At 65.0% G+C, this 25,360-nt stretch carries 25 protein-coding genes and 4 tRNA genes; 13 read left to right on the top strand and 16 right to left on the bottom strand.

Going from position 1 to position 25,360, the window contains the following annotated elements; all coding sequences use genetic code 11:
• Positions 1-56: 56 nt before the first annotated feature.
• The 3 genes from HWW87_RS10565 to HWW87_RS10575 all read right to left on the bottom strand — a co-directional run bounded on the left by HWW87_RS10565 (position 57) and on the right by HWW87_RS10575 (position 2,660).
• The gene (locus HWW87_RS10565) at positions 57-521 is read right to left on the bottom strand and encodes a DUF2214 family protein (protein ID WP_175820238.1); all 465 of its coding nucleotides are present in this window, start codon (positions 519-521) and stop codon (positions 57-59) included.
• A gap of 37 nt (positions 522-558) precedes the next feature.
• Complete coding sequence (locus HWW87_RS10570) at positions 559-1,359, bottom strand: hypothetical protein (protein WP_175820239.1); 801 nt, start codon at positions 1,357-1,359, stop codon at positions 559-561.
• A gap of 236 nt (positions 1,360-1,595) precedes the next feature.
• Positions 1,596-2,660, bottom strand: a complete 1,065-nt coding sequence (locus HWW87_RS10575) for a glycosyltransferase family 4 protein (protein WP_006476459.1) — start codon at positions 2,658-2,660, stop codon at positions 1,596-1,598.
• A 566-nt stretch (positions 2,661-3,226) separates the two neighbouring features.
• Here HWW87_RS10575 and HWW87_RS10580 point away from each other — a divergent pair.
• Positions 3,227-5,059, top strand: a complete 1,833-nt coding sequence (locus tag HWW87_RS10580) for an ABC transporter ATP-binding protein (protein WP_175820240.1) — start codon at positions 3,227-3,229, stop codon at positions 5,057-5,059.
• A 78-nt stretch (positions 5,060-5,137) separates the two neighbouring features.
• Here HWW87_RS10580 and otsA read toward each other — a convergent pair whose 3' ends face one another.
• Positions 5,138-6,523, bottom strand: coding sequence for an alpha,alpha-trehalose-phosphate synthase (UDP-forming) (gene otsA, locus HWW87_RS10585; protein WP_175820241.1), 1,386 nt, complete (start codon positions 6,521-6,523; stop codon positions 5,138-5,140).
• A complete protein-coding gene (gene otsB / locus HWW87_RS10590; RefSeq protein WP_174390631.1) occupies positions 6,520-7,272 on the bottom strand; it encodes a trehalose-phosphatase in 753 nt (250 codons plus the stop codon). The genes otsA and otsB overlap by 4 nt, the downstream gene beginning before the upstream one ends.
• A 280-nt stretch (positions 7,273-7,552) precedes the next feature.
• On the opposite strand from otsB, the gene HWW87_RS10595 reads away from it, so the two are divergent.
• The 3 genes from HWW87_RS10595 to HWW87_RS10605 are packed head-to-tail and all read left to right on the top strand — an operon-like array spanning position 7,553 to position 9,520.
• Positions 7,553-8,167, top strand: a complete 615-nt coding sequence (locus HWW87_RS10595) for an SCO family protein (RefSeq protein ID WP_175820242.1) — start codon at positions 7,553-7,555, stop codon at positions 8,165-8,167.
• 20 nt (positions 8,168-8,187) lie between these two features.
• The gene (locus tag HWW87_RS10600; RefSeq protein WP_175820243.1) at positions 8,188-8,640 is read left to right on the top strand and encodes a copper chaperone PCu(A)C; all 453 of its coding nucleotides are present in this window, start codon (positions 8,188-8,190) and stop codon (positions 8,638-8,640) included.
• Between the two features lie 10 nt (positions 8,641-8,650).
• On the top strand, positions 8,651-9,520 hold the full coding sequence (locus HWW87_RS10605; RefSeq protein WP_175820244.1) for a cytochrome c oxidase assembly protein: 870 nt from the start codon (positions 8,651-8,653) through the stop codon (positions 9,518-9,520).
• Between the two features lie 22 nt (positions 9,521-9,542).
• Here HWW87_RS10605 and HWW87_RS10610 read toward each other — a convergent pair whose 3' ends face one another.
• Positions 9,543-10,034, bottom strand: a complete 492-nt coding sequence (locus tag HWW87_RS10610; protein ID WP_175820245.1) for a GNAT family N-acetyltransferase — start codon at positions 10,032-10,034, stop codon at positions 9,543-9,545.
• A 135-nt stretch (positions 10,035-10,169) separates the two neighbouring features.
• Positions 10,170-11,036: a pirin family protein gene (locus HWW87_RS10615; protein ID WP_175820246.1), complete on the bottom strand. Its 867-nt coding sequence runs from the start codon at positions 11,034-11,036 to the stop codon at positions 10,170-10,172.
• Between the two features lie 111 nt (positions 11,037-11,147).
• Between HWW87_RS10615 and HWW87_RS10620 the strand changes: the two genes are divergently transcribed.
• Positions 11,148-12,065 carry a LysR family transcriptional regulator gene (locus tag HWW87_RS10620; RefSeq protein WP_175820247.1) on the top strand — a complete coding sequence of 306 codons (918 nt, stop codon included), beginning with the start codon at positions 11,148-11,150 and terminating at the stop codon, positions 12,063-12,065.
• 157 nt (positions 12,066-12,222) lie between these two features.
• On the top strand, positions 12,223-12,726 hold the full coding sequence (locus HWW87_RS10625; RefSeq protein ID WP_175820248.1) for a GAF domain-containing protein: 504 nt from the start codon (positions 12,223-12,225) through the stop codon (positions 12,724-12,726).
• Between the two features lie 95 nt (positions 12,727-12,821).
• Here HWW87_RS10625 and map read toward each other — a convergent pair whose 3' ends face one another.
• Together map and HWW87_RS10635 are read right to left on the bottom strand one after the other, a co-directional pair.
• A complete protein-coding gene (gene map, locus HWW87_RS10630; protein WP_174390623.1) occupies positions 12,822-13,628 on the bottom strand; it encodes a type I methionyl aminopeptidase in 807 nt (268 codons plus the stop codon).
• On the bottom strand, positions 13,628-13,864 hold the full coding sequence (locus tag HWW87_RS10635; protein ID WP_027783949.1) for a ParD-like family protein: 237 nt from the start codon (positions 13,862-13,864) through the stop codon (positions 13,628-13,630). The genes map and HWW87_RS10635 overlap by 1 nt, the downstream gene beginning before the upstream one ends.
• 147 nt (positions 13,865-14,011) lie before the next feature.
• Here HWW87_RS10635 and HWW87_RS10640 point away from each other — a divergent pair, with 147 nt between their 5' ends.
• A complete protein-coding gene (locus tag HWW87_RS10640) occupies positions 14,012-14,632 on the top strand; it encodes a helix-turn-helix domain-containing protein (RefSeq protein WP_175820249.1) in 621 nt (206 codons plus the stop codon).
• 67 nt (positions 14,633-14,699) lie between these two features.
• Here the strand turns inward: HWW87_RS10640 and HWW87_RS10645 are convergent, their stop codons facing one another.
• Complete coding sequence (locus tag HWW87_RS10645) at positions 14,700-15,752, bottom strand: RNA-guided endonuclease TnpB family protein (RefSeq protein WP_175820250.1); 1,053 nt, start codon at positions 15,750-15,752, stop codon at positions 14,700-14,702.
• 92 nt (positions 15,753-15,844) lie between these two features.
• On the opposite strand from HWW87_RS10645, the gene HWW87_RS10650 reads away from it, so the two are divergent.
• The 4 genes from HWW87_RS10650 to HWW87_RS10665 all read left to right on the top strand — a co-directional run bounded on the left by HWW87_RS10650 (position 15,845) and on the right by HWW87_RS10665 (position 19,280).
• Positions 15,845-16,393: a GNAT family N-acetyltransferase gene (locus HWW87_RS10650; RefSeq protein WP_175820710.1), complete on the top strand. Its 549-nt coding sequence runs from the start codon at positions 15,845-15,847 to the stop codon at positions 16,391-16,393.
• 1,169 nt (positions 16,394-17,562) lie between these two features.
• On the top strand, positions 17,563-18,252 hold the full coding sequence (locus HWW87_RS10655; protein WP_174387218.1) for a hypothetical protein: 690 nt from the start codon (positions 17,563-17,565) through the stop codon (positions 18,250-18,252).
• Positions 18,253-18,570 (top strand): hypothetical protein, encoded by a 318-nt coding sequence (locus HWW87_RS10660; protein ID WP_244107177.1) that lies wholly within the window; start codon positions 18,253-18,255, stop codon positions 18,568-18,570. It begins immediately after the preceding gene.
• Positions 18,571-19,064: 494 nt separating this feature from the next.
• Positions 19,065-19,280, top strand: coding sequence for a hypothetical protein (locus HWW87_RS10665; RefSeq protein ID WP_244107178.1), 216 nt, complete (start codon positions 19,065-19,067; stop codon positions 19,278-19,280).
• 584 nt (positions 19,281-19,864) lie between these two features.
• Here HWW87_RS10665 and HWW87_RS10670 read toward each other — a convergent pair.
• From HWW87_RS10670 to uvrC, 6 genes are all read right to left on the bottom strand, one after another.
• A tRNA-Cys gene (locus HWW87_RS10670) sits at positions 19,865-19,938 on the bottom strand.
• 99 nt (positions 19,939-20,037) lie between these two features.
• Positions 20,038-20,113: transfer RNA gene (locus HWW87_RS10675), tRNA-Gly, on the bottom strand.
• A gap of 51 nt (positions 20,114-20,164) precedes the next feature.
• Positions 20,165-20,240: transfer RNA gene (locus tag HWW87_RS10680), tRNA-Gly, on the bottom strand.
• Between the two features lie 53 nt (positions 20,241-20,293).
• A tRNA-Gly gene (locus tag HWW87_RS10685) sits at positions 20,294-20,369 on the bottom strand.
• A gap of 141 nt (positions 20,370-20,510) precedes the next feature.
• Positions 20,511-21,098: a CDP-diacylglycerol--glycerol-3-phosphate 3-phosphatidyltransferase gene (gene pgsA / locus HWW87_RS10690; protein WP_174391275.1), complete on the bottom strand. Its 588-nt coding sequence runs from the start codon at positions 21,096-21,098 to the stop codon at positions 20,511-20,513.
• A 90-nt stretch (positions 21,099-21,188) separates the two neighbouring features.
• Positions 21,189-23,225 (bottom strand): excinuclease ABC subunit UvrC, encoded by a 2,037-nt coding sequence (gene uvrC / locus HWW87_RS10695; RefSeq protein WP_175820251.1) that lies wholly within the window; start codon positions 23,223-23,225, stop codon positions 21,189-21,191.
• Between the two features lie 76 nt (positions 23,226-23,301).
• On the opposite strand from uvrC, the gene earP reads away from it, so the two are divergent.
• Together earP and efp are read left to right on the top strand one after the other, a co-directional pair.
• The gene (gene earP / locus HWW87_RS10700) at positions 23,302-24,495 is read left to right on the top strand and encodes an elongation factor P maturation arginine rhamnosyltransferase EarP (RefSeq protein WP_175820252.1); all 1,194 of its coding nucleotides are present in this window, start codon (positions 23,302-23,304) and stop codon (positions 24,493-24,495) included.
• A gap of 137 nt (positions 24,496-24,632) precedes the next feature.
• Positions 24,633-25,190 carry an elongation factor P gene (efp, locus tag HWW87_RS10705; protein ID WP_006476487.1) on the top strand — a complete coding sequence of 186 codons (558 nt, stop codon included), beginning with the start codon at positions 24,633-24,635 and terminating at the stop codon, positions 25,188-25,190.
• Positions 25,191-25,360 lie beyond the last annotated feature (170 nt).

A 25,360-nucleotide genomic window follows, 5' to 3' on the forward strand; every position in this document is an offset into this window, starting at 1 on the left:
CTACGTGGCCGCCCCTAGCCGGGCGCCCCTAGCCGGGCGCCCCTAACCGGGCGTCCCTAGCCGGGCGCCCCTATCCCCCGCGCCATCCCCGACGCGACGAACACGATGACGATCACCAGCACCGCCTGCCAGTGGCCGATCCGCACATAAGTCCGCGCACGGCCGATATCGGGCATCTGCTGCCGCCGCGCGGCAGCGCGCCAGCGGATCAGCCCCAGCATCGGCACGATCTCGAGCAGCAGGATCAGCACGAGCGCGGTCATCTTCAGGTGAAAGAGCGGTTCGTGCAGGTAGTACGCGGTCCCTTTCTCGAACCCGCCGAATGCACGCGCGAGACCCGTCGCGATCAGCACGAGCGCCGACAGCCCCCAGACCGCATCGGCCTTGAACACGCCGGGCAAATCGGCCGCCTGCGCCGACGCGATGAGCCGGCGCAACGCGCGGTTACGCCCCGCGATCGCGGCAAACGCGACGCCGAACGCACTCAGGTGAATGGCAGCCAGCAACCAACGGGCGATCATCGCGCCTCCTTGTCGCCCGCAACCGGTGCGGGCCGTATCAGACGATCTGCTTGAGCGCCGCGTCGAGCGCGAGCACGGCGACGCGGTCGCCTTCGGTCGCGAGCGGCGTGCGCATCACGATCTGCCGGTTGTGGCCGACCGCCGCCGGAGAATCCCACAGCAGTTCCGCCTTCGGTCGATTGAACAGGCTGCCGCGGCGCGGCGGCACGACCGCCGGCTGCGCGCCCTGCTCGCCCGCGGCGAGCGCCGCGCGGCCGGGCCAGCGCACCGACAGTTCGCGCGCGTCGTACTGGCCGACCTTGCGGCTTTCCATCCAGACGATCGCGGTGCGCGTCAGCACGTCGAGCGAAATCGCATACCGGCCGACCGCGAAGCGGCGCGCGGCCACGTTGGTCCGCCACAGCGGCCGCGGCCGGCAGATCCACACGATCGCCGCGTACAGCGCCGGCGCGGCGACGAGCCAGCCGTTGGTCGCCGTCACCGCATGCAGCGCGCGGCGCCAGCCGGCCGCCCACGTGAACGCGCCGATCGACCACACGGCGAACAGGAAACCGATCAGCGCGAACACGCGCAGCGCCTGGCGCAGCCACTGCGGCAGCGGATGGAACGGCCGCTCGGCCCGTGCGGCGGCGCCCGGCAGCGCGAGCAGCAGGAAGATCAGGATCAGGTAGATGAATGCCCACGGCGACGACACCATCGCCGACAGCGACGAGCGATAGCCCATCTGGGACATCGAGAACAGCCAGCGCGCGAGCAGCACGAGACCGATCGCGCGCAACGCGAAGATCACGCCGGCGCCGGGGGCCGGCGCTGCGCGCGTGGTTTTCGTTCTCGCCAAGACTGCTCTCCTCTGGATATTCGTACCGGGCCGGATTTCACGGCACGGCCATTATAGGGACATTACCGTCTGGACAGATGGCCGGATGGCGTGCCGGGCCGCTTCGGAGGCCGTTCGCAGCGCCGGGCGCGGCGAGAATACAACAGATCCGCGCCGCAGATGTGACAACGCCCCGCCGGAAAACCCGGACGGGGCGTCGTGACGGTCGCGCGCCGCCACGCGGCGGCGGCCCGCAATCAGCTTGCGTTGACTTCGCGGAGCACCGTGCGGCGCTTCTGGCGCAGCAGTTCCTCGTAGCCCTTCACGTAGTTCTGCGCCATCACCTTCGACGAGAAACGGGCTTCGAACGCGGCGCGAACCTTCTCGCGCGGCAGCGTATCGAGACGCTTGAGCGCGGCGACGGCCGACAGTTCGTCTTCGACGACGAAACCCGACACGCCGTTGTCGATCACTTCCGGCACCGAGCCGCGCTTGAACGCGATCACCGGCGTGCCGCAGGCCATCGCCTCGATCATCACCAGGCCGAAAGGCTCCGGCCAGTCGATCGGGAACAGCAGCGCATGCGCGTTGCCGAGGAATTCGGTCTTTTCCGACTCGCTGATTTCGCCGATGTACTCGACGTGCGGCAGCGCGAACAGCGGCTTGATCTTCTCTTCGTAGTACGCGCGGTCGGCCTTGTCGAGCTTCGCGGCGATCTTGATCGGCAGGCCGGCCTGCTCGGCGATGCGGATCGCCGTGTCGACGCGCTTCTCCGGCGAGATGCGGCCGAGGAACGCGAGGTAGCTCGGCTTCACGTTCGGGATCGGCGTCAGCAGGTTTTCCGGCAGGCCGTGGTAGACGGTCGACAGCCAGTTCGCCTGCGGCAGCGGGATGCGCTGGTTGTCGGAGATCGACACGACCGGCACGTCGCTGAATGCATTGAAGATCGGCTGCAGTTCCGGCAGGTCGAGACGGCCGTGCATCGTCGTCAGATGCGGAACCGGCTGGCGCGAGAACAGCGAGAACGGGTAGTAGTCGATGTGGCAGTGCAGGACATCGAACTCTTCCGCGCGGCGGCGCACCTGCTCGAGGAGCAGCATGTGCGGGGCCATCACGTCGCGGATGGTCGGGTCGAGGCGCAGCGCCTGCGGCCAGCACGCTTCGAGCTTCGCGGAGGTTTGCGAATCGCCGCTCGCGAAGAGCGTGACGTCATGCCCCATCTCGACGAGTGCTTCGGTGAGATAGGACACCACTCGCTCGGTGCCGCCGTACAGTTTCGGGGGCACCGCTTCATGCAACGGAGCGATTTGGGCGATTCGCATGCGTAACTCCTAAAAAATCGGCAAAAAACCAGGTATGGGTCGGCAACCTGCCGGCGGTCCGGGCTGGATGCATGTCGTCCGAACATCGGACGAATCAGCCTGCCGGGAGCGTCGAAACCCGCGCTGCTCAAGGAGCGTCGGCGACGCGACAGGCATAGAACGTTTGAAACGAAGACCCGTTGACAGGGGTTCGTAAAAAACCTGGAATCGAACCCGGAGCCGATTATCTAGGGTTAATCCCGATACGGCGCACGACATTTCAAACACTTTACTTTGTTACAAAGGCGCAACACTTTGCAACCCGCGGACTCGGGCGTCCGTTCTAGAGTGGAAGGCCGTTTTGGCGATCCTTGTTAACCCGCAGCTGCCGGCAGCGTGATTCCGGCACACGAGGCAGGACGGGATGCCGGATTTTATCTCAAAATCGAACGCGAGCCCCTGGCCAAGGCAAGATTCGCGCAGCGCCACGCGCAGCCTTGTTTACAATGCCGGATTATTCAGTCCGAGCGAACGCCGGCCTGCGATCCAGCCGCGACGCTCAATCACCGAATCACCGCACGCATATTTTGGACTCTCTTACCCCCGCCCAGCGCAACGCCCACAACGCGAAGCTGTCGAGCTACGCGCATCGGCCGATCGCGTTCCTGTTCCGCTACATCCGCCTCCACCCCGCCGCGCACCTGATCGTGCTCTGCAGCGTGCTGGCCGCCGTCGGCTGCGCGCTCGGCTCGCAATATGCGATCAAGCACCTGATCGACGTGCTGGCAACCGGACGCCATCACCCCGGCCCGCTGTGGAGCGCGTTCGCGCTGCTCGTCGGGCTGATCGCGGCCGACAACCTGCTATGGCGCGTCGGCGGCTGGGTCGCCGCGCACACGTTCGTCGCGGTCACTGGCGACCTGCGGCGCGACCTGTTCCAGTACCTGATCGGCCATTCGCCGACGTATTACTCGGAGAAGCAGCCGGGCACGCTCGCCAGCCGCATCACGGCCACGTCGAATGCGGTCTACACGTCGGAGAACACGATGGCGTGGAACGTGCTGCCGCCGTGCATCGCAGTGATGGGCGCGATCCTGATGATCATCGTCGTCAATCCGCTGATGGCGGCCGGCCTGCTCGGCTGTTCGGCCGTGCTGTCCATCATCCTGTTCAAGCTCGCCGGCCGCGGCTCGGCGCGCCACCACGCATTCGCGGCGAAGGCCGCGGCAGTCGACGGCGAGCTCGTCGACGTGATCGGCAACATGGGCCTCGTGCGCGCGTTCGGGATGACGCTGCGCGAACAGAAGCGCTTCAGCGCAACGGTGAAGGCCGAGATGGACGCGCGCCAGCAAAGCCTGCTCTATCTCGAGAAGCTGCGCCTGCTGCACGCGGTGATCACCGCGATGCTGTCCGCCGGCCTGCTCGGCTGGGCGCTGTGGCTGTGGGACCAGGGCCGCGCGACGTCCGGCGACATCGTGCTCGTCAGCTCGCTCGGCTTCACGATCCTGCACGGCACGCGCGATCTCGCGGTCGCGCTCGTCGACGTCACGCAGCACGTCGCGCGCCTGTCCGAAGCGGTGAAGACGCTGCTCGAACCGCACGGGATGCTGGACCGCTCGGATGCGCAACCGCTGTCGGCCAAGGGCGGCCGCGTCGATTTCGAACGCGTGACGTTCGCGTACCCGCACCGCCGCGCGATCCTCGACCACTTCGACCTGCATATCGAGCCGGGCCAGCGCGTCGGCCTGATCGGCAAGTCGGGCGCCGGCAAGTCGACCGTGCTCGCGCTGCTGCAGCGCTTCTACGACACGCAGGACGGCGTCGTGAAGGTCGACGGCCAGGACGTGAAGGGCATCACGCAGGACAGCCTGCGCCACGCGATCGCGCTGGTGCCGCAGGACATCTCGCTGCTGCACCGGACGATCTACGACAACATCGCGTACGGCCGCCCCGACGCGACCCGCGACCAAGTGCTCGCCGCCGCACGCGACGCGCGCTGCGCGGAGTTCATCGAGGCGATGCCGGAAGGCTATGACACGATCGTCGGCGACCGCGGCGTCAAGCTGTCGGGCGGCCAGCGCCAGCGCATCGCGATCGCGCGCGCGATCCTGAAGGATGCGCCGATCCTGCTGCTCGACGAAGCGACGTCGGCGCTCGACAGCGCGTCCGAGGAAGCGATCCAGAGCGCGCTCGACCGCCTGATGGTCGGCCGCACGGTGATCGCGATCGCGCACCGCCTGTCGACGCTGCGCAACTTCGACCGCATCATCGTGATGAGCAACGGCAAGGTGATCGACGACGGCCCGCCGGACGTGCTGCGCAGCCGTCCCGGCCTGTACCGCGACCTGCTCGCGAAGCAGCACGGCCGCCATCATGCGGCCCCGGACGGCAACACGCCGACCGGCGAACGCGTGGCCTGACGCGCCGGCATCCCGCCGACAAAAAAGCCGCCGTGCTTCTCGCACGGCGGCTTTTTCAATTGCACCGCGAGCAATAATTCAGAGTTGCTGCAGATCGCGCAGGAAATTGTCCCGCCACACCGACACGTTGTTCTCGCGAAGCTGCGCGATCATGTCCGCGTAGCGCGCGCGCCGCTCGGCGAGTGGCATCGTCAGCGCCTGCGACAACGCATCGGCCATCCCGTCGATGTCGATCGGATTGACGATCAGCGCGCCCGTCAACTCGCGCGCGGCGCCCGCGAAGCGCGACAGCACCAGCACGCCCGGATCGTCCGGATTCTGCGCGGACACGTACTCCTTCGCGACGAGGTTCATCCCGTCGCGCAGCGGCGTCACGAAGCCCACGCGCGCGAGCCGGTACAGCGCGGCCAGCAGTTGCCGGTCGTACTGCCGGTGAATGTAGAGGATCGGCGCCCAGTCGAGCTCCGCGTAGCGCCCGTTGATGCGCCCCGACTCCGCTTCGAGCTGCAGGCGGATGTCCTGGTACGCACGCAGGTCCGCACGCGTCGACGGCGCGATCTGCAGGAACGATACGCGGTTGCGGATCGACGCCTGGTGCTCGAGCAGCTTCTCGAACGCACGGAATCGTTCGACGAGCCCCTTCGAATAATCGAGCCGGTCGACGCTCATGATCAGTTGCCGCCCGCGCAGCGACGTCGCGAGCGTGCGCACCGCCTTGCCGTGCTCGCCCGCCTGCGCGAGCGACGCGATCTCGTCCGGATACACGCCGATCGGATAGGCCGCCGCGCGCAGCGTCTGGCCGAATGCGCGTACGCGCACCGTGTGCCCGTCGTGCTCGACCTCGCCGTCCGCCTCGAACTCGACGTAGTCGCAGAACGCGCGCAGGTCGGGCTCGGTCTGGAAGCCGAGCAGATCGAACGCGCACAGCGACTCGACGAGCTCGCGGTGCGGTGGCACGTTGACGAGCACCTGTGCGGCCGGAAACGGGATGTGCAGGAAGAAGCCGATGCGGTTCTTCACGCCGGCGTCGCGCAGCGCGCGCGCAAACGGAATCAGGTGATAGTCGTGCACCCAGATCACGTCGTCGTCCTGCAGCAGCGGCACGAGCTGCTGCGCAAGCCAGACGTTGACGCGACGATAGCCGTCGAATTCGTGGCGATCGTACTGGATCAGGTCCGCGCGGTAATGGAACGCGGGCCACAGCGTCGCGTTGGAGAAACCGCGGTAATACTGGTCGTAATCGCGGCGCGACAGCCCGACGGTCGCGAACGTCACGGGCCCGCGCTCCTCGATGCGGATCTGCGGCTGCGGTGCGCCGGACGCGACCACTTCGCCGCTCCAGCCGAACCACATGCCGCCGGTTTCCTTCAGCGCGTCATAGACGCCGATCGCGAGGCCGCCCGCCGCCGGTTCGCCTTCCGAAATCGGCGCGACGCGGTTTGAAACGATGATGAGCCGGCTCATGCGTGCGGCTGCCCCGCACCGAGCCAGCATGCGATCTGCTCATGCAGTGCGTCGACCGAATCGAGCCGCATGCGCGCGGACGTCTCGCCCGCGCCGACCTTGATCGACAGGCCGCCGCGTGCGTTGACCACCGCGAAGCCCTTCTCGTCGGTCAGGTCGTCGCCCGCGAACAGCGGCACGCGGCCCGCAAAGGGCGGCTCGTCGAGGAACGCGGCCAGCGCGCGGCCCTTGTCGACGCCCTTCGGCTTGATCTCGAACACCATCTTGCCGGGTTGCAGCACGTACGCGTCCGCATAGTCGGCGACGAGGCGCTCGGCCGCTTCGCGCGCCACCGCCTCGCGCTCGGGCGCATTGCGGAAATGCAGCGCGACGGCCGCACCCTTGATCTCGAGCAGCATGCCCGGATGGCGGTCGACCACGCCCGCGAGCTCGCGCTCGATGCGCAGCAGGCGTTCGTCGTTGAAGCCGATGCGCTGCGTGTCGCCGTTCGCATCGCGGCGCTCCGCGCCGTGCAGGCCGGCGATCGGCAGGCCGGGCATCTTCAGGAACGTGTCGAGGTTGTCGATGCCGCGCCCGGATACGATCGCCACCGCGCCGTGCGAGCGGCGCGACAACTCGTCGAGCAGCGCCAGCAGCGACGGCGGCACGTGAATGCTGTCGGGCGTCGGCGCCAGTTCGACGAGCGTGCCGTCGAAGTCGAAGAAGAACGCGGTATCGGTCAGGGACAGGGAAGCCGGAACGGATTGCATCGATTCGATAGTCTGAGGGTCGGCCGGCAATGCCCGCCGCCGCTGCGCGAATGGAGTTGTGCGCATCTTACCGCGCCTGCGCCCCCAGATGGGCGAAACCGGGACAGCGCGGACCTCGCGCCACCCGCCGCGTCAACTGCGACATATTGCCCCGCTCGTCCGCCCCGTACCGGTTTCGAAAGGACGCAGGCGCGCGAATTGCGCTACAGTCGCAACCGCCTGCCGCGCGACGCATGGCATCGCGCCGGCCGGCTACCATTTAGTCCGATCGAGCCCCAGGATGCCGTCTCGCCTCTCCCGCCTCATCCGCACGGCCGCGGCCCTCGCCGCCGCCGTGGCGCTCGCCGCGTGTACGCACGACGAGCCGCGCTGGAACCTGACCAACGTCACCGGCCACCTGCCCGACCTGTCGTTCAAGCTGACGGGCGGCGACGGCCATCCCGTCGACGCCGATGCGTTCCGCGGCCGCGTCGCGCTCGTCTACTTCGGCTACACGCACTGCCCCGATGTCTGCCCCGAAACGCTGGCGCGGCTGATGGAAGTGCTGGCGAAGCTCGGCCCGCAGGCGGACAACGTGCGCATCCTGTTCGTATCGGTCGATCCCGCGCGCGACACGCCGCAGGCGATGCAGTCCTATGTCGCCGCGTTCGACGCCGCGCATGCGCGCGGCCTGACCGGCACCGACGGCCAGATCGAATCGCTCGCGAAGCGCTATCGCGTCGCGTATCAGATGGAAAAACGCGATCCGTCCGGCGGCTACGAAGTGACGCACAGCTCGGCCGTCTACATCTTCGACGCGAGCGGCCGCGCGCGCCTGCTCGCGACCGATCGCGATTCGCCCGACGCCATCGCCGCCGATGTGCGCCGGATCATCGACACTGCCTCCACGACCTGAATTCCGCCATGAACATGAACATGAACACGAAAACGAAAACGACCCTCAAGACGTTCGCCCTCGTCGCCGCGCTGTGCGCCGGCGCCCATGCCTATGCCGCCGGTGCGGTCAGCGCGCAGAACGCGTGGGTGCGCTGGCTGCCGAACAAGCTGCCCGCGGGCGGCTACGTGACGCTCGTGAACACCGGCGACAAGCCGATCGACCTCGTCGACGTCGACAGCCCCGACTACGGGATGGCCATGCTGCACCAGACGGTATCGAACGGCTCGACGCAGAAGATGGAGATGGTCGACAAGCTGACGATCCCCGCACGCGGCAAGGTCGACATCGCGCCGGGCGGCTATCACTTCATGCTCGAGGAGCCGAAGCACGCGATCAAGCCGGGCGACACCGTGCACCTGCGCCTGAAATTCTCCGACGGCGAAACGGTCGATGCGCCGTTCGCCGTGAAATCGCCGGCCCAGGCGAAGTGATGCGCGCGCGATGAACCTCCTGTACTGGCTCGATCCGTGGGAACCGTCGCCGACCGTGGTCATCGCGGTGCTGACGGCCGCCGTGCTGTTCGCGCGCGGCGTGAAGAAGGCGAAGGTGTCGCCGCTGCGGCAGTTCTCGTTCTGGTTCGGGCTGACGGCGCTCTACATCGCGCTGCATACGCGGCTCGACTACTTCTTCGAGCACGAATTCTTCATGCACCGCGCGCAGCATCTCGTGCTGCATCACCTCGGGCCGTTCTTCGTCGCGCTGTCCTATCCGGGCGCGGCGATCCGCGCAGGCATTCCGTTCGGCTGGCGGCAGCGCTTCGTGCGCCCCGCGCTCGCATGGGCGCCGGTGCGCGCGACGCTCGACGTGGTGTTCCATCCGGTCGTCGCCGTCGTGCTGTTCGTCGGGCTGATCTATTTCTGGCTGCTGTCGCCGATCCACTTCATCGCGATGCTCGACTGGCGTCTGTATCGCGTGATGAACTGGAGCATGGTGATCGACGGGCTGCTGTTCTGGTGGCTCGTCGTCGATCCGCGTCCCGCGCCGCCCGCGCGGCTGTCGCCGGGCCGCCGGATCCTGATCGTCGTCGCGGCGATCCCGCCGCAGATCGCGCTCGGCGCGCTGATCTTCTTCACGCCGCACGAGCTGTATCCGATCTACTCGATCTGCGGCCGTGCGTTCACGTGGCTGAGCCCGCTGCGCGATCAGCAGATCGGCGGCCTGCTGCTGTGGATTCCCGGCTCGATGATGAGCGTGATCGGCGCGCTGATCGCGCTGCGGCACTGGCTGCGGCTGTCCGCGCGCGGGCGCCTGATCGGCGAACGGGTCGCGCAGCGCGCGGGCAAACCGCCGGTCGCACGCGCCGCGCACTGACTGCCGCGCAGCGCCGCGCGCGTCACGCGCGCGCGCTGCTCATCCACACGTGCGGGATGCCATCCTCGTCGTGCACGTCCGAACTCGGCGTGAAGCCGAATGCCCCGTAGAAACGCTGCAAGTGAGCCTGCGCATGCAGGCTCACCGGCGTATCCGGCCATTGCGCGCGGATATGCTCGAGCGCACGCGACAGCAGCCCGTTGCCGAGGCCCGCGCCGCGAAACGCGGCGGTCGTTAGCACGCGGCCGATGCGCACGTCAATGTGCTGCGCGTCCGGCAGCAGCACGCGCAGATAGCCGGCCAGGCGGCCGGCCGGGTCGAAGGCCGCCAGGTGCCACGCGGCCTGGTCCGCATCGTCGATGTCGCGATACACGCAGTTCTGTTCGACGACGAATACCGCGCTACGCGCTTCGAGGATCGAATAGATTTCGCGCGCCGTCAGCGCGTCGAAGGGTTTCCAGCGCCAGTCGAGATCGGCGGTGCTCGGGGATGCGGCGGGTGCGGATGCGTTCATGTCCGGTCCTGATTCGGGCGCGCCGACCGGCGCGCGGCAACCGTCGATTATGCCTCGAAGCGCGCATCGCGCGCGACCGCCTGCCCGCGCGCGAAAAAAAGGCCCCGCATCGCGCGGGGCCTGCTCATCATGCCGTCATGCCTGCATCTGGCCGAAGCGGCCGCTGTTGAAGTCCTCGATCGCGGTACGAATCTCCGCTTGCGAGTTCATCACGAACGGGCCGTAACCGACGACCGGCTCGTCGATCGGCTCGCCGCTCAGGATCAGCAGCTTCGCGTCGCCGTTCGCTTCGATCTCGACGTCGCTGCCGTCGCGGCCGAGTTGCACGAACTGCGCTTCGCGGGCCACCGTCTCGCCGTTCACCTGCACGGTGCCGCTCAGCACGACCACCGCGAGCGTCCGCCCTTCGGCGACCGGAAACCGCGCATGGCCGCCCGCCACGAGCCGCACGTCCCACACGTCGATCGGCGTGTGCGTGCGGGCCGGGCCGCGCCGCCCGTCGAGTTCACCGGCGATGATCCGCGCCCGTCCCGCGCCGTCCGGCAGCTCGACCACCGGGATATCGGCGTTCAGCAGCGTCTGGTAGCCGGGCGCGCCCATCTTGTCCGCGGCGGGCAGGTTCACCCACAGCTGCACCATCTCGAGCGGGCCGCCCCGCTTCGTGAACGCCTCCGAGTGGAATTCCTCGTGCAGGATCCCGCTCGCGGCCGTCATCCACTGCACGTCGCCCGGGCCGATCGTGCCGCCCGCGCCGGTCGAGTCGCGGTGCGCGACTTCGCCGTCATAGACGATCGTCACCGTTTCGAACCCGCGGTGCGGATGCTGGCCGACACCGCGCGGCGCGGTCGTCGGTTCGAACGTCGCCGGGCCCGCGTAATCGAGCAGCAGGAACGGGCTCAGGTGCGTGCCGTGAGACTGGTAGCTGAACATCGAACGCACCGGGAAACCGTCGCCGACCCAATGGCCGCGAGGCGCACTGTACACACCCTGGATCTTCTTCATTGCCCTTCTCCATATTGCGGCGAAACCCGTGTTTCGCATCCATGAATGACAATATAGAGATGGAACGATCGATCCGGTAGACTGCCGAAATCGCACTCAGCGTTCCATTTCATGAACGATAAAGCGCGGGATCTGAACGATCTCTACTACTTCGTGCAGGTCGTCGAACACGGCGGCTTCGCGCCGGCCGGGCGCGCGCTGGACATGCCGAAATCGAAGCTGAGCCGCCGCATCGCGCTGCTCGAGGCACGGCTCGGGATGCGGCTGATCCAGCGTTCGACGCGCCGCTTCACGGTCACCGACGTCGGCCAGACCTATTACGCGCATTGCCGCGCGATGCTCGTCGAGGCCGACGCCGCCGACGAGGCGATCGCGCTGCTGCACGAGGAGCCGCGCGGCATCGTGCGCGTCAGTTGCCCGATCGTGCTGCTCGATTCGCTGGTCGGCACGATGATCGCCGCATTCATGGCCGCGTGCCCGCGCGTCGAGATCCATCTGGAAGCGACCAACCGGCGCGTCGACGTGGTCGGCGAAGGGATCGACGTCGCGATCCGCGTGCGCCCGCCGCCGCTCGAGGACAGCGATCTCGCGCTGCGCGTGCTCGCCGAGCGCGGCCAGTGCCTCGTCGCGAGCCCCGCGCTGCTGCGCGAGCACGGTGTACCGGCCGTTCCCGCCGATCTCGCGCGCTTGCCGAGCCTCGACCACGGCGTGCCGCAGTCCACGCACGTGTGGCGGCTGCGCGGGCCGGACGGCGCACACGCGGAAATCCATCACCAGCCGCGCTTCGTGACGGGCGGCATGCTCGCGCTGCGCGCGGCGGCCGTCGCAGGCGTCGGCGTCGTGCAGTTGCCGACGATGATGGTGCGCGACGAGGTTTCGCGCGGTGAACTGGTCACGGTGCTGCCCGACTGGGCGCCGCGCCGCGAAATCGTGCACGCGGTGTTCGCGTCGCGCCGCGGGCTGCTGCCGGCGGTGCGGGCGCTGCTCGACTTTCTGGCCGAGCGGTTCGCCGAACTCGAACCCGACTGAGCGGCAGCGCAGGCGCCTTCGCAGCGCGTGCCGCCGCACGGCGCCCCGCGAACCAGACGCTGCAGACCTCCCGCGCGTGCCGTAGACTGCGGGACGCGCATCGCGCTTTTCGCAACCCGCTTTTCCCAACCCTTATCGCATTTCAGGCAATTCAGCCATGTTCACGCTGTCCAACGACCCTCACGCCTCCAAGGCCGAACTCTATGCGACGCTCGTCGAGCAGGCACGCGCGCTCGTCGAATCCGAACGCGACCTGACCGCGAATGCCGCGAATTTCTCCGCGCTCGTCTATCACTCGCTCGATCGCCTGAACTGGGCGGGTTTCTACTTCTTCGACGGCGCCGAGCTCGTGGTCGGGCCGTTCCAGGGCAAGCCCGCGTGCGTACGGATCGCGCTCGGCAGGGGCGTGTGCGGCACGGCCGCGCAGACGCGCGAGACGCAGGTCGTGCGCGACGTGCACGACTTCCCCGGCCATATCGCGTGCGATGCGGCGTCGGAATCGGAAATCGTCGTGCCGCTGGTGGCCGGCGACGGCACGCTGATCGGCGTGTGGGACGTCGACAGCCCGGTCGCCGCGCGCTTCGACGACGAAGACCGCCAGGGAATGGAAGCGCTGTGCCGCGTGTTCGTCGAACACGCGTGGGAAAAAGCGCGCGGTTGAGCGTCGCAGCGCTGGCCGCCGCAAGCGACACGGGCCCCGCAAAGGGGCCCGTTTCATTACAACGCCGCGCCGTCGTATGCAGCGCACCCCCGCCGTCAGGCCGCGTGCGTGCCGGAAAGCGCCGCGAACGCCTGCGGCTTCGCGTCCTCGGTCAGCACCTCGAAGCCCGTTTCCGTCACCACGACCATGTGCTCCCATTGCGCGGACAGCGAATGGTCCTTCGTGACGACCGTCCAGCCGTCGGCCAGCACGTGCGTATCGCGCTTGCCCGCGTTCAGCATCGGCTCGATCGTGAAGATCATCCCCGGCCGCAGCGGCAGGCCAGTGCCCGGGCGACCGTAGTGCAGCACCTGCGGCTCGTCGTGATAGACGTCGCCGATGCCGTGCCCGCAATACTCGCGCACCACACTGAACCCTTCGCGATGGGCGACCTGCTGAATCGCATAGCCGACGTCGCCGAGCGTCGCGCCGGGCCGCACCGCGCGGATGCCGGCGTGCATCGCCTCGTAGGTCGCCGCGACGAGCCGCCGCGCGAGTTCGTTCGGTTCGCCGACGAAATACATGCGGCTCGTATCGCCGAACCAGCCGTCCTTGATCACCGCGATGTCGAGGTTCACGATGTCGCCGTCGCGCATCGGCCGCGACGTCGGAATGCCGTGACAGACCACGTGGTTGACCGACGTGCACAGCGTCTTCGGATAGCCGTGGTAGCCGATGTTCGCGGGAATCGCGCCCAACGCGTCGACGATGTACTCGCGGCAGCGCGCATCCAGCTCGTCGGTGGTGACGCCCGGCTTCACGTACTCGGTGATCATCGTCAGCACCTGCGACGCGAGCTTCGCGGCTTCGCGCGACTTGGCGATTTCCGCGGCACCGCGGATCGGGATTTCGCGTTTCGCCATTACGCCACCTGCTCGATGTGCTGCGCGACCGGTTCCGCCGGCCCCACGTCGCCGCCACGCGCCTCGGCCTCGATCAACATCTTGCAGATGTCGCCGTAGGACAGCGCCGGATTGAGTTCCGCCAGCATTCCGACGCGCAGCCAGTGTTCGGCCTGCGCGTTGATCGAACGGCTCAGCGCCGTGCTCGTCGAGCGCAGCCGTTCGTGCATGTGCTCGGAAATCTTGATGATGCCCATATATCCCCAATTAAACGAAACGTAGCTGTTTCGTATATTACGCCGCGCACGATGAGCGGGCAAGTCGTTCGCCCCCGGCCCTTGGTCGACGACCCGCAGGAAATGCCGTTGACATCGAATTCCAGTTTGCTGGAAAATAAATCCATCATGAAAGAATCAGCGATCACCGCGGCCGACGACACCGGCATCAACGAGCGCATTGCCCGGCGCGTGCGCGATTTGCGCACCGTTCGAGGCTACACGCTCGACGCGCTGGCCGCGCGGTCCGGCGTCAGTCGTTCGATGATCTCGCTCATCGAACGCGCGTCGGCCAGCCCGACGGCCGTCGTGCTCGACAAGCTCGCGGCCGGCCTCGGCGTGTCGCTGGCCGGGCTGTTCGGCGGCGACCGGGACGACGCGCCCGCCCAGCCGCTCGCACGGCGCGCGCAGCAGGCCGAATGGCGCGACCCGGCGTCCGGCTATGTGCGGCGCAACCTGTCGCCGGCCGGCTGGCCGTCGCCGATCCAGCTCGTCGAGGTCGATTTCCCGCCCGGCGCGCGCGTCGCGTACGACAGCGGCGGGCGCGAAAGCGCGCTGCATCAGCAGGTGTGGATCATCAGCGGGCGCGTCGACGTCACGTTGGGCGATGCGCTTCACGAACTTCGCGAAGGCGACTGCCTGGCCATGCGGCTCGACCAGCCGCTGGTCTTCAGCAATCCGTCGTCGCATGCCGCGCGCTATGTCGTCGCGATCTGCGATGCATCCGCCGCCGGCGTGCGGAGCGCGTGATGCGCGCGTCGCGTACACAACCGGTTTAGAGCCAACAGGAAGGAACCCGTTTGACGTCCTCCTACGCCTAAAGGCGGAGGATTCCCACACCTGGCGATGCACGTCCGCATCGGAGAATGTTCAGCGCAGCGTTGATATCACGATCATGCATGACACCACATCCACTGCAGGCCCATTCTCTTACTCGCAGTCCCGCGATACCTTTCGGCCGCGTCGTGCTGTCTTGCGACCCGCACGACGAACAGGACTGGGTGGAACCGCTTTCGTCGACTTCCTCGAACGTGACCCCGTGCGCCATCGCTTTGTAGCGGAGCTTGTTTCGGAAGGACGACCAGGATGCGTCGTAAACGCTCTTCGCCATCCTGGTTCTGGCGAGTTTGACAGCCGACACGTTGCCGACCGCGATGTAATCGAAGCACCGCACCAGATCGAGCGCGAGCTTATGCTGGAAATCGGCACGGGCATTCGCGACCTTGGCGTGCAGCTTCGCGATATGTCGCTTGTGCTTTCGCGCCCGTTGCGCTTTCGCCAGCTTTTCGGCCGCGCGTCGGCCGAATCGGTCATTGGGCAACTTCTCGCCGGTCGAAAGTGTGGCGAAGTCTTTCAGGCCGAGATCGATGCCCACACCAGAACAGACCGCGCGAGCCTGAACATCCGGCATCTCGATCACGATGTTGAGAAACCAGTTGCCGCGTGCATCCTGCGCAAAGTTGGTCCCGTCCTTGATCTTGCCTTCGGGAAGCGGCCGGCTGTTGAACACGCGAAAGGTGTTGCCGGCAAAGCGAAACGCTTCGCCTTCGCGCTTCAGGTCACGGCCCTTCAGCGGCACCCAGCCCAGCGATTTCCTGCCGCGATAGCGCAAGTAGGGCCGACGGTGCTGACTGCGCGACTTCGCATATTGCTCGCACGTCGCGTTGATCGTGCCGGAATGGATCCCGAGTTCCTTGCTGCTGCCGGTCGTCAGCACGTTCAGGTCGAATCCTGTAGGCCACTTCTTGCCCCACTTGAGCGCGTGCTTCTGCGTGTCATTGCAGAAGTTCCAGACGTAGTTCACCGCACGGCTCTGCTTGTTGAGCAGTCCGTTGAGCGACTTCACCCGGTAGCGGTAGACAAGGATCATGCAGGTGATCCTAACCCGTGGAAGAAGCTGCCTGTCAACAGCACTCCTTTCCTTCCCGCCATCAATGGCGGGGTTTCTCGGAGCAAATTCTGATGAATTCCCCGACACAGCGCGACGACCTGCGCCTGATCGATTGCAGCGAGGCCGAACACGCAGCGGCTATTCTCGAGATCCTGAACGATGCGATCGCGAACTCGACCGCGCTGTACGACTACCGGCCGCGCCCGCCGGAAGCGATGGTCGCGTGGTTCGCGACGAAGCGCGCGGGCGGCTTTCCGGTCATTGGCGCCGTCGACGCAGCGGGCACGCTGCTCGGCTTCGCGAGCTGGGGTACGTTCCGCGCGTTTCCGGCGTTCAAGTACACGGTCGAACACAGCATCTACGTGCGCAACGACCAGCGCGGTCGCGGGCTCGGCGAACTGCTGCTGCGCGAAGTGGTCCGGCGTGCGCGCGAAGCGCAGGTGCACGTGGTGGTCGGTTGCATCGATGCGACCAATGCCGGGAGCATCGCGCTGCATACGAAACTGGGATTCGTGCACGCGGGAACGATCGCGGAGGCGGGATTCAAGTTCGGCCGCTGGCTCGATGCGGCGTTCTATCAGTTGAAGCTCGAGACGCCGGTGCAGCCGGTGGATGGGTGATCGCTTGCGGCCGTCGCATGCGCCGTGCGCGTCGGCCACCAAGCGATGCGGAGACGTGTAGCGTGCCAGCGTGCCGCCAACCCCTCTTCCTGGCCGAAAGGCGCGCTTCTCGCCTGCTCGTCAGGGCCGCGCTGGGCAATTCGGGTTCCAAAGCACTTCCCGGTCACATGAGCACGCAACCCACCGCGGCACCTGCAATCATCACCCCGATGGTGCAACAGTGCCTGCGCCCTGTCTGACAAGGTTCGGCGCATAAAGCGACGCCAAGACCTACGCCCGCCTTTTCGGGGACGAGCCGTTACCCGCCCACTGCGGTCTCTCGCAACGCTCTGGCGCGGACCTTCGAAGCAATCGTCGAGCGCATCGCAGATACACTTCGGCGGCGCCCCGGCGGCGCCCCTTCAATAGCCCTGGATAGATTTCCTGCAACGAACTCAACGCCGCGCTCCTCCAACCGTCTTTGCGCGGCAACCAAGAACTTGGTTCCCCCAGCATCAGATGCGTGCTCATGAATCAATTCAATCCGCACCTCTTTGCCGCGGGGCACGCTCTCCCCTTACCAGTCTCCCGACGCGCTATGTAACAACACCCCGCGCAAGCGGAACGGGCAATTTGCAGCAGAGCGGCAACGGTAGCCGTAATTTCATTTACCGAATATTCACCGCGATCGGCACTCAGATCCGAAACCGAAACTACAACGCTCAGTGCTGATAAAAACATCCTCTATTACAAAAATAGAAAAATTCAATTTAATTAAATATAAAATCAGAAAATTGACGCCTAGGGTAAACGATAAAGCATTTACCGCACTTTATTTAAGGAAATTTCCTAAGATGATCTGACGGGGACGTACGGATTGGATTATTTTCTGCCATCTGAAAATCATTCCGGCACTTCTTTTTTAAAAATTTTTTTAGAAATTTCACCAAAATCTCCGGCAGCCGCCAACGGGGGCGGAAAGACCTATTGCCGGCAAACAACAGTCCGGGCACGAGCGCTGGATGCTTGCTAAAAACATACAACCCTAATCCCGGGCGCCGTGGATTTTGCCGGCCAAGAGTATTGGATCTTCAATCTCAGATTACGGAGGCGTTTATGTAAAAGATCAAGCCATCCATGAACCGAGTGCGGTGAGACACAAAATCCATCTTCCATCGCGGAGACCGAAAATGACTTCTTATTACGTTGATTTCAACAACGATACCAAGCAGACCTGGACTATGGCTGTATATCAGACCCTGCCGAGTTCCATTGGATTGGAGAGCGTGTCGTGGAAGCAAACGACCGTCCCTCAAAGTGGCGCCAGCGGTGTAACGTGGGATATTTTCTACAACGTCGCCATTGCCAATTACCAGCAGATCGGTGGTATCGGAGTCTACAAAGCCAGTCAGACGTTGAAGACGGAATTGGGAACGTCATGGGACTGCATTTTCAAAGATAACGTGCAGCAATTGGTGCCGGGGTCCGGCTCCGTACCGGCAGATTCCGTCCTGATCAATAACAAGTCGACCAATCTCGCGAACCTTGGCATCGGCATGAGCGGTCAGGGATCGGTGTTCAAGAAGGGCGTGGTCAGCGGCGCATCGGCTCAGTTCCAGGTGACACCGACTTATTGGGTCGGCTTGTTCAATTCACTCGTCCTCGGCGAAGTGATTTCGAGCAATGTCGTCGTGGGTCCGCTACAGCTGTCCTATCCCAGCGGGCAGAATCTCGCGACTGTCAACGCATACATGGACGGCAACACGATCAAGCTCAACGTCACATACGGCCAGCAAGTGGCTGTCGAAAATAATGTGGCGGAAAGAATCATTGCTGCGCAACCGGCGCGATCCGGGATTTTGCTCGAATACGATAACTAAATGGCTGCGCGCCATTGTTATGTGAGAGATAGGTGCCTCAACGGCGCCTATCTTGTTACCCATTATTTTTCACCCGGGATAATCGATATGCGCACCATTGCCAAGACTCTCTTTCCGACCTTGATGGCCTGCCTTGTTTTCAACGGTGAAGCCGGCGCCGCCGAAAAATCCTTCTGCTATTTTCATCACAATTGCCCTGCCGACGGAAAGCTGCCGAAAGGTCAGTTGCCCGAGCAATACACCAAGCGACAATGTACGAACGGAGGAGGAAAGAGCTGGGGCGACGGCCCGAAGAGCTGCGAGAATGTGAACGATTGATGGGGCCCGGTATCGAGGATCGACTTCAGCACTGACTGCGCGAATTTCGACGGTGTCGCATTTCTGCTGGGCGGAACCTGCCGGTATGTGAAATCTTCTTGTGAACCGCTTCGTTTCCCGGAGATTTTCTATCGATACCGCCCACGGTGATTGACACCTAACGGTCCATCGTGACGATGTCGAGGATTAATCGCCCCTCAAAATCAGACCACCTCGCCACGCGAGGCAATAGCAGGAAGAATCGCATAATTATCTAGCATCCCAATAACTGCTTTTATATTTGTGGCGCACCTTCACCTCGTGCCTGAACGGTGCGTTCACAGCCCCTGCCACTCCCCTCGTTGTGGCAGGGCGTTTTTTTAGTGTCCTCCGATATTATGGTCGCACGGTCTGGTCATGCCATAGACAGACCTTCCAAACAAGCTGCTCGAATTCCGCCAACGCTTGGGATAGGGCGAGTTGCTCGACGCCTGGAGCACAACCACCTTCAGGAAATGACGCTCGAACAGCGCTTCGTGCCGGAACTCGTGCATGTGCGCCGAACGCTGGAGGGCAGCACGACCGCGACCATTGATGGAAAGCCCATTACCGGCGTCGGCCACCAGTACTTTTCCCCGCAGAACCGCCATCGAGGGCATGAAAACCGCGTGCGGATCGACGCCGATCGCATCGCGGTCGTCCGCAACGTTCAACGACGTCGGCTCTGGTAAAGCGACCTCCGGATGCGTTGGGAGTCACTCGATGTTTTTCGCGGAGCGCTGCCGTCAAGCATGGCACGAACCGAGGTATCCTCAGTGGCCTGAGTTGACCCGTGGCAGAGGTGCGGCAAGACTAACAGCCGCGGTTGATGCAAAATCCGAAGCCCCTCGACGGCTACATCGAGCAACCGGTACGAGTATCAGCAACGAGCCTGATCCATTTCTAACGCAATCGCTACAGCGTACCAACCGAGTATGCGAACCATGTCGTCGGCTTGCGTACCTACCCGGCCTCCTGAACATCGCGGTGGATGACGCAGATATCTCCCGACACACTCTCGGCTTTGATCGCTACCCAACGTTCTACGACCGGCGTCGCTACGTCAATCCAGTAACGCTGAAACCCGGTGCGTGGAGGAACGGTGCGCCGCTCCTGACCATGCCCCTACCAATGCTGCGCCTGCAGGCGTAGTTACGCGTGCCGCTTGAGTGATTCGAGGCGACCTTGTACCACTCCGGGCGATTTTTGTACGAGAATGAAAGCGGAGCAGAAAAAAGAAAAGCCCTGATTTCTCAGGGCTTTTTCTCTTCTTACTTGGAGGCGCGAGCCGGAGTCGAACCGGCCTAAACGGCTTTGCAGGCCGCTGCATAACCGCTTTGCTATCGCGCCAAAAGCGGACTGTCCGGATGCCGTGAGGCAAGCGACAGATTTTTATTCGAGGACCGGAAGTCCATCAAATAAAAAGGGAAGCGTGGCTTCCCCATTTCCTGGAGCGGGAGACGAGTCTCGAACTCGCGACCTCAACCTTGGCAAGGTTGCGCTCTACCAACTGAGCTACTCCCGCATTGTCCTGCATCTGCAGCGCTTCGCCGTACCACACGCTGCCAGAAAAATCTGGAGCGGGAGACGAGTCTCGAACTCGCGACCTCAACCTTGGCAAGGTTGCGCTCTACCAACTGAGCTACTCCCGCATGGGTCCTGCATCTGCAGCGCTTTGCCGTACCACACGCTGCCAGAAAAAATCTGGAGCGGGAGACGAGTCTCGAACTCGCGACCTCAACCTTGGCAAGGTTGCGCTCTACCAACTGAGCTACTCCCGCGTATCGCTACGCTACTGCTTCCCCGTCACACATTCACTTCGTCGTGCAGCGGAGAAGCGAGATTATGTCGAAGGCACATTCGTGTGTCAAGGGCTTTTCCAGCCCTTTTTACAAAAACGGCCGCCGAATATGCGACTCAGGTCACGCGCCGCCGCGCTCGCGAATCTGCGGCCACGCGAGCTTCATGTAGTACAGCATCGACCAGATGGTCAGCACCGCGGCGAGATACATCAGCCACTCGCCCCACACGCGTGTATCGATCGTCACGATGCCGAGCGGCAGCGGCCCGTAGAACAGCAGCATCGGGATCGCGACCATCTGGCACGCGGTCTTGAACTTGCCGAGCTGGTTCACCGCGACGCTCTTCGACGCGCCGATCTGCGCCATCCATTCGCGCAGCGCCGAAATCGCGATCTCGCGACCGACGATCACGAGCGCGATCGCCGCATCGACCCGCGAAATCTGCACGAGGATCAGCAGCGCGGCCGTCACCATCAGCTTGTCCGCCACCGGGTCGAGAAATGCGCCGAACGACGACGTCTGGTTCCATTTGCGGGCAAGGAAACCGTCGAACCAGTCGGTCAGCGCGGCGAGGATGAAGATCGTCGCCGCCGCGAGATTGCGGTGCGCGCCGCCCATCACCGTGTCCGGCAGATAGAACACGCCGACGACGAGCGGAATCAGCACGATCCGTACCCACGTCAGGAAAATCGGGAAATTGAACGGCATGGCATGCGGGACAGTAAAGGATTCGCAATTGTGCCGTGTCGACCGGCCTGCCACAAGAACGCTGGCAATGCAGCCGGTCGCACGGCCGCGTCAGTGAAGCTGCTTGTAGATCTGCTCGGCGAGCGCATGCGAAATGCCTTCGACGCTCGCCAGTTCCTCGACACTCGCGGCCACCACGCCGCGCAACCCGCCGAAGCGCGCGAGCAGCCGCTGCCGGCGCTTCGCGCCGACGCCTTCGAGCTCCTCGAGCCGCGACGTCTGGCGTGCCTTCGCCCGCTTCGCCCGCATGCCGGTGATCGCGAAGCGGTGCGCCTCGTCGCGGATCTGCGCGACGAGCATCAGCGCGGCGCTCTCCTTGCCGAGTTCGAGCGGCGTGCGGCCGTCCGCGAACACCAGCGTCTCGAGGCCGACCTTGCGCCCCTCGCCTTTCGCGACGCCGACCAGCATCGACGTGTCGAGGCCGAGCTCGGTGAACACCTGCCGTGCGATCTCGACCTGACCCTTGCCGCCGTCGATCAGCACGATGTTCGGCAGCAGGCTCGACGTCTCGGCCTGGCGCGTCGACTCGCCGTCGATGCCGGCGGCTTCGTCGACAGCCGCCGCCTGCGCGGCCTGCTCCACCATCTTCTCGTAGCGACGCGTGAGCACCTGCCGCATCGCCGCGTAATCGTCGCCCGGCGTGATGCCCGTGATGTTGTAGCGGCGGTATTCGCTCGATTGCATCTTGTGATGGTGATAGACGACGCACGACGCCTGCGTCGCCTCCCCCATCGTATGGCTGATGTCGAAGCATTCGATCCGCAGCGTCGCGAGATCGTCGCTGTCGTAGCTGAGCGTGTCCGCCAGCGCGCGTGTGCGCGCCTGCTGCGAGCCCTGCTCGGACAGCAGCCGCGCAAGCGCGAGCCGCGCGTTCTGCTCGGCCATCGACAGCCACGCGCGCCGCTGGCCCTGCGGCTGCCGCACCAGCGACACCTTGTGGCCGGCCTGCTCGGACAGCAGCTCCAGCAGGTCGCGGCTCGCGGGCGCATGGCTGACGACGAGCACGGGCGGCACGCGGTTGCCGAGATAGTGCTGCGCGATGAACGCATCGAGCACCTCGGCCTCGACCGACGCCGGCGCCGCCGTGCCGCGCGCGCTGCCGGCCTCTTCCGCAGGCTGATCGGGCACCGTGTCGAGCGTCGCATCGACCGCCTCCGCCGGTTCGGCCTCTTCACCGAGACCGCCTTCGGCGAGCGTCAGCGCGCTTTCGACGTGCGTCGGGAAATACGCTTTGTCCCCGAGGTGCCGGCCGCCGCGCACCATCGCGAGGTTCACGCACACGCGTCCGCCCTGCGCGACGACGGCCAGGATATCGACGTCGCTGTCGCCGCCGACTTCGATCGCCTGCTGGTGCAGCACCGTCGCGAGCGAACTCATCTGGTTGCGCACGGCCGCCGCCTGCTCGAATTTCAGCTCGGCCGCGAACGCGTGCATCTTCTGCTCGAGCTCCTTCATCACTTCGGACTGCCGGCCAAGCAGGAATCGCGCGGCGTTCGACACGTCGACCGCGTAATCCTCGTCGGAGATCGCGCCGACGCACGGCGCCGTGCAGCGCCCGATCTGGTGCAGCAAGCACGGCCGCGTGCGGTTGTTGAAGACCGAATCCTCGCAGGTGCGCAACTGGAACACGCGCTGCAGGATCTGGATGCTCTCGCGCACGGCCCACGCGCTCGGGAACGGCCCGAAGTACTGGTTCTGCTTGTCGACCGAGCCGCGGTAGTAGGCCATCCGCGGAAAACGGTGCGCGGTGAGCTTCAGGTACGGATACGACTTGTCGTCGCGAAACAGGATGTTGTAACGCGGCGCGAGCGCCTTGATCAGGTTGTTCTCGAGCAGCAGCGCTTCGGCTTCCGAGCGCGTGACGGTCGTTTCGATGCGTGCGATGCGCGTGACCATCATCGCGATGCGCGGCGACAGTTGCGTCTTCGTGAAATAGCTCGACACGCGCTTTTTCAGGTCGCGCGCCTTGCCGACGTAGAGGACGGCGCCCGCCGTGTCGTAATAGCGATAGACACCCGGCATGTGCGGCAACTGCGCAAGGATCTTCTTCGGTTCGAACGGAATATCGGAGGCTTCTGGGGATGTCATGCGTGAGCCGGGCGCCTTGTAACGCGGAACGGGTCTATTAGAATCGCCAGTTTAGAGCATTCACCGGCCCGCTTCGATGCCACGCCCCACCGCTGCCCCCCTCTCCGCCGTGCCGCTCGCGCCGGGCGAACCGATCGCCTGCGACCTCTTCTGCACGGTGATCGACAATTTCGGCGACATCGGCGTGTGCTGGCGCGTCGCACGCCAGCTCGCGCACGAACACGGCTGGCAGGTTCGCCTGTTCGTCGACGACCTGCACACGTTCGCGCGCCTGCTGCCGCAGGTCGATCCCGACGCGGGGCGGCAGACGGTCGACGCGATCGTGATCGAGCACTGGCATGCGCAAGTCGGCGACGCGCTGGACATCGCCGACGTGGTGATCGAGGCGTTCGCGTGCGAGCTGCCCGGCGCGTATCTCGCGGCGATGGCACGGCGCGCGCGGCGCCCCGTGTGGATCAACCTCGAATACCTGAGCGCAGAAGACTGGGTCGCCGATTTCCATCTGCGGCCGTCACCGCATCCGCGCTACCCGCTGCTGAAGACGTTCTTCTTCCCGGGCCTGTCGGCCGGCACCGGCGGCGTGCCGAAGGAGCGCGACCTCGACGCGCGCCGCACGGCCTTCGACGCCGATCCGGCAGCCCGCGCCGCGTGGTGGCAACGCGCGACCGGCGGTGCGCCGCCGGCGCCCGGCACGACGGTCGTCAGCCTGTTCGCCTACGAGAACCCGGCCGTCGACGCGCTGCTCGCGCAGTGGCGCGACGGCCCGTCGCCGGTCGTCGCGCTCGTGCCGGCCGGGCGCCTGTCGCCCGCCGTCGCGCGCTTTTTCGGGGTCGAATCGTTCGCGGCGGGCGCACAGGCGCGCAGCGGCAACCTGACCGCCCATGGCCTCGCGTTCGTTCCGCAGGCCGACTACGATCCGCTGCTGTGGGTCGCCGATCTCAATTTCGTGCGCGGCGAGGATTCGTTCGTCCGCGCGCAGTGGGCGCGCAAGCCATTCGTGTGGCACATCTATCCGCAGGCCGACGACGTGCACCTGCCGAAGCTCGACGCCGCGCTCGCGCACCTGTCGGCCGGCCTCGCCGATGCACCGCGCGCGGCGCTCGAGCGGTTCTGGCATGCGTGGAACGGCGCCGGCACGCCCGACTGGGCCGATTTCTGGCAACACCGCGCCGCGCTGGACGCCAATGCACTCCGCTGGGCCGACGCGCTCGCGACCGTCGGCGATCTCGCCGGAAAGCTGGCGGAATACGCAAAATCTCAGTTAAAATAAGCGGTTATCCGACGGCTGACCACGCAAGCGCTCGCGTTTGGGCGCTTGGCGCCCACCGGAACGCCCCGCCGCTTGCGCCGTCAGCCGTTGCGCAACGCTCAGGCACCTATTTATTTGATTGGATCAGGACAGTTTTTATGAAGACCGCACAGGAACTCCGCGTAGGCAACGTCGTGCAGATCGGCAGCGAAGCATGGGTCATCGCAAAGGCGGAATACAACAAGTCGGGCCGTAACTCCGCCGTCGTCAAGATGAAGATGAAGAACCTGCTGTCCAACGCAGGCCAGGAATCGGTCTACAAGGCGGACGACAAGTTCGAGGTCGTCGTGCTCGACCGCAAGGAAGTGACGTACTCGTACTTCGCCGACCCGATGTACGTGTTCATGGACGCCGACTACAACCAGTACGAAGTCGAAGCCGAAATGATGGGCGAAGCGCTGAACTACCTCGAAGACGGCATGGCTTGCGAAGTCGTGTTCTACAACGAGAAGGCCATCTCGGTCGAACTGCCGACGGTCCTCGTTCGCGAAATCACCTACACGGAACCGGCCGTCAAGGGCGACACGTCGTCGGGCAAGGTGCTGAAGAACGCGAAGCTGGCGACCGGCTTCGAACTGCAAGTGCCGCTGTTCTGCAACACCGGCGACAAGATCGAAATCGATACGCGCACGAACGAATACCGCAGCCGCGCGTAATCGTCAGCGATACCCGCATCGAACAAAGCGCCCTTCGGGGCGCTTTTTGTTTGCCTGGCGCCAACAGCTGCCACAAGCCGGAGCCATAAGCAGCACAAAAGCCACCGGTAAAGATATTCAATTTGTATCATCGGTAACTGTTTTATAGCGCCGGAGAAATAATGCGCGTG

Origin of the sequence: Burkholderia sp. BCC0419, assembly GCF_902830285.1 — a bacterium.
GTDB lineage: Bacteria > Pseudomonadota > Gammaproteobacteria > Burkholderiales > Burkholderiaceae > Burkholderia.

Bases quoted from the DNA above. Each gene is read 5' to 3' on its own strand.
- HWW87_RS10565 (WP_175820238.1), bottom strand. From the start codon at position 521: ATGATCGCCCGTTGGTTGCTGGCTGCCATTCACCTGAGTGCGTTCGGC.
- otsA (WP_175820241.1), bottom strand. From the start codon at position 6,523: ATGAGCCGGCTCATCATCGTTTCAAACCGCGTCGCGCCGATTTCGGAA.
- HWW87_RS10620 (WP_175820247.1), top strand. From the start codon at position 11,148: ATGAACGATAAAGCGCGGGATCTGAACGATCTCTACTACTTCGTGCAG.
- earP (WP_175820252.1), top strand. From the start codon at position 23,302: ATGCCACGCCCCACCGCTGCCCCCCTCTCCGCCGTGCCGCTCGCGCCG.
- HWW87_RS10615 (WP_175820246.1), bottom strand. From the start codon at position 11,036: ATGAAGAAGATCCAGGGTGTGTACAGTGCGCCTCGCGGCCATTGGGTC.
- HWW87_RS10660 (WP_244107177.1), top strand. From the start codon at position 18,253: ATGGCTGCGCGCCATTGTTATGTGAGAGATAGGTGCCTCAACGGCGCC.
- HWW87_RS10575 (WP_006476459.1), bottom strand. From the start codon at position 2,660: ATGCGAATCGCCCAAATCGCTCCGTTGCATGAAGCGGTGCCCCCGAAA.
- HWW87_RS10610 (WP_175820245.1), bottom strand. From the start codon at position 10,034: ATGAACGCATCCGCACCCGCCGCATCCCCGAGCACCGCCGATCTCGAC.
- HWW87_RS10605 (WP_175820244.1), top strand. From the start codon at position 8,651: ATGAACCTCCTGTACTGGCTCGATCCGTGGGAACCGTCGCCGACCGTG.
- HWW87_RS10625 (WP_175820248.1), top strand. From the start codon at position 12,223: ATGTTCACGCTGTCCAACGACCCTCACGCCTCCAAGGCCGAACTCTAT.
- efp (WP_006476487.1), top strand. From the start codon at position 24,633: ATGAAGACCGCACAGGAACTCCGCGTAGGCAACGTCGTGCAGATCGGC.
- HWW87_RS10635 (WP_027783949.1), bottom strand. From the start codon at position 13,864: ATGGGCATCATCAAGATTTCCGAGCACATGCACGAACGGCTGCGCTCG.
- pgsA (WP_174391275.1), bottom strand. From the start codon at position 21,098: ATGCCGTTCAATTTCCCGATTTTCCTGACGTGGGTACGGATCGTGCTG.
- HWW87_RS10640 (WP_175820249.1), top strand. From the start codon at position 14,012: ATGAAAGAATCAGCGATCACCGCGGCCGACGACACCGGCATCAACGAG.
- otsB (WP_174390631.1), bottom strand. From the start codon at position 7,272: ATGCAATCCGTTCCGGCTTCCCTGTCCCTGACCGATACCGCGTTCTTC.
- HWW87_RS10645 (WP_175820250.1), bottom strand. From the start codon at position 15,752: ATGATCCTTGTCTACCGCTACCGGGTGAAGTCGCTCAACGGACTGCTC.
- uvrC (WP_175820251.1), bottom strand. From the start codon at position 23,225: ATGACATCCCCAGAAGCCTCCGATATTCCGTTCGAACCGAAGAAGATC.
- HWW87_RS10655 (WP_174387218.1), top strand. From the start codon at position 17,563: ATGACTTCTTATTACGTTGATTTCAACAACGATACCAAGCAGACCTGG.
- HWW87_RS10595 (WP_175820242.1), top strand. From the start codon at position 7,553: ATGCCGTCTCGCCTCTCCCGCCTCATCCGCACGGCCGCGGCCCTCGCC.
- HWW87_RS10600 (WP_175820243.1), top strand. From the start codon at position 8,188: ATGAACACGAAAACGAAAACGACCCTCAAGACGTTCGCCCTCGTCGCC.
- map (WP_174390623.1), bottom strand. From the start codon at position 13,628: ATGGCGAAACGCGAAATCCCGATCCGCGGTGCCGCGGAAATCGCCAAG.
- HWW87_RS10665 (WP_244107178.1), top strand. From the start codon at position 19,065: ATGACGCTCGAACAGCGCTTCGTGCCGGAACTCGTGCATGTGCGCCGA.
- HWW87_RS10650 (WP_175820710.1), top strand. From the start codon at position 15,845: ATGAATTCCCCGACACAGCGCGACGACCTGCGCCTGATCGATTGCAGC.